Here is a 2,387-nt window from a genome sequence, read left to right on the forward strand (position 1 = left end):
GCCTCACCGTCCAGGGCATCAACTCCTTCTGGCAGAACGTCGCCCAGGGCGCCCTGCTCGTCATCGCCGTCGTCATCCAGCAGCGCCGCAGCGGAGAACGCGCCGTCGGCCTCCCCGCCTGACAACCAGACCTCTCCGAACGGGAACCCGGAACACATGCTCCGCCAGGTACCACGCAGGCCGGGCTGCGGATACTGCCCTCGCGAGTCGCCGAGTACTTCGTTCTGGCCCTGGCTCTCCTTCCGAGCCTGGGCTATCTGCGGGTGTGAGACGAGTTCATCACCGGTGTACGGGAGCTGAACCTCCTGCGCCTCTCGGAGAAGGCCCTGCGTGACCTGCGTCGTCGACTGGGGCCGGCCCCGCGTCTGCGACTCGCAGGGCTAGATCAATGACCGCTACGGACAGGAGGGCTACCCCGTACTGAAGCTCGTGGCCCTGTGCGAGACCGGGACGCGCGCCCGGCTCGGTGCGGTGGTCTGTGCTGGATGAGGTGTCCGCTCAGAGCGCTGAGGCGCCAGGGTAGTGGCGGCGGAGTTCGGTGAGCACGTGCTCGTCGGCCACCTTGACGTCCCAGAACGAGCTGTCCACCTCGGTCAGGACGACCATCGGCATGCCCCCCTCGGTGAACCCGGAGGCCTCGGCGTCGATCAGCTGGACGCCAGGGGCTACCAGTGAGAGCAGCGTCAGGGCATCCATGCCGTCGCCGGCGGAACGGCGCTCCAACTCCGCGGTGAGGTCCCACTTCTCGGAGCACTCGACACGCCACCGCAGCCCCAGGCCGAAGCTGCCGAGGCGGGTGAGCAGTTCGGCCAGCGTCACATAGTGGTTTCCCTGCCACGCGGGGAAGGCGATCCCGTTCACCCTGCTTCTGCCTCGGTCGTGGACTTCGGTACGGGATCCCCCTCGTGGGGCACCTCGCCGTTCGACTCCTGTGGGGTGGGGTGGGTGAGGAGGGTGTTGACGAGGGCGGGGAGGGTCTGGTGGTAGGTGTTCTGCCAGGCGAGGGTGGGCCATTGGGGGGCGAGGGAGGTGAGGTAGGGGTGCTGGGCGGGGTCGAGGTTGGGGAAGGCTTTGGGGGTGGGGGCGGGGTTGTTGTGGTGGGTGTGGTGGGCGCGGACGCGGACGAGGATTTCGCCGACCGTGTAGTACCAGATGGTGCGGAAGGTGTGGACGGCTTGTTGGGGGGTTTGTCCGGTTTCGGTGGCGGCGGTGATGATGGTTTCGATGAGGGTGAGGGCGTTGTCGCCGAGGCGGGTGATGAAGCCGTCGGTGGTGATGGCCTGGGCGGCGAAGGGCCAGGCGGCGAGGGTGTCGTGGATGGCGGTGGCGGCGTTGGTGATGCGGATGGCGGGGTCGGGGTGGGGGGCGGGGAGGGGGATCTGTTCGGCGTAGTCGTGGATGAGTTGGATGAGGAGGTCGTCCTTGTCGCGGACGTGGTGGTAGAGGGTGGTGGCGCCGATGCCGGTCTCGGTGGCTAGGCGGCGGATGGTGAGTTCTTCCCAGCCGTCGCGGTCGATGAGCCGGCGGGCGGCGGCGAGGATCTGGGCGCGTGAGGTGACGGGGGGTCGGCCGACGCGGCGGGGTGTGGTGGGCATCGTTCCATCATGCCTTTCGTGGGTGGGGTGCTCTGGATCGGGGTGATATCGGCAGGGGTGGCTCGCCGGTGGGTCGTGGTCGCCGGCTGGTGTGTCCGTGGCGGTGTCCGGGGGTGCTCTCAGGCTGGCGCCTTCGTGTCGGCGGGGGGTGTCCGGTCGGTGTGTCCGTGGTGGTGTGGGTGTGTCGATTGTGGTGTCCGGGTTGCTTGTTGGTGGTGTGGCGGATGGTGGCTTGGCCGGGGCGGCGGTCGGGGTTTCTGCTCGACAGGGGGTAGGGCCGATGCTAGTTTCAGAACCTGTTCGGAAATTCTACTGGCGCGCGATGATCGCAGGGGCTGGGTCGCAGTGACGAACAAGGAATCGGCTGAAACACAGTCAGGGTCCATGGGGCGGTCGGGAATTGGCCCCTCAGGTGCGGCGGGGCCGTCGGGCCCGTCAGGCCGGGGTGGCACGTCGGAGGGCGTGGCGCGGGCTGGCGATGAGTCAAGAAGCACAGACATGAGAGGTGTTGCACCGTCGTCAGGATTCCGCCGGTGGTCCGATGGGAAGCGGGGCGCGGCGACGGCAGTCGGCGCCGACTCGTCCAGTAGTGGAGCTGACGACCCGTCAAAGAGCTTGAGGGCAACCGGGTCTGGCTCTGCTCACGGTTCTGCGGCTGCCTCGTCGGGTTCGGGTTCGGGTGACGGCTCGGGTTCGGGTTCGGGTGGGGTTTCGGTGGGTGCCGGGGTGACGTTGGCTGCGGTGGCGGTGGTGCAGTTGATGGTGTCGTTGGATCTTTCGGTGGTGAATGTG

The 2,387-nt window shown here is 67.9% G+C and carries 2 protein-coding genes and 1 pseudogene; 1 reads left to right on the forward strand and 2 read right to left on the reverse strand.

All coding sequences use genetic code 11. The features are described 5' to 3' along the window. Positions 1–167 precede the first annotated feature (167 nt). Positions 168–474: pseudogene (locus J5Y04_RS42770) on the forward strand (transposase domain-containing protein); the annotation flags it as partial. A gap of 24 nt (positions 475–498) precedes the next feature. Here J5Y04_RS42770 and J5Y04_RS41065 read toward each other — a convergent pair. Next, positions 499–861, reverse strand: coding sequence for a hypothetical protein (locus tag J5Y04_RS41065; RefSeq protein ID WP_209417657.1), 363 nt, complete (start codon positions 859–861; stop codon positions 499–501). After that, entirely contained in the window at positions 858–1,595 is a 738-nt protein-coding gene (locus tag J5Y04_RS41070; RefSeq protein ID WP_209417658.1) for a TetR/AcrR family transcriptional regulator, read from the reverse strand. Before J5Y04_RS41070 ends, J5Y04_RS41065 begins: the two co-directional genes overlap by 4 nt. Positions 1,596–2,387: the final 792 nt, after the last annotated feature.

This window comes from Kitasatospora sp. RG8 (genome assembly GCF_017813315.1).
In the GTDB taxonomy this organism is placed as follows: domain Bacteria; phylum Actinomycetota; class Actinomycetes; order Streptomycetales; family Streptomycetaceae; genus Kitasatospora.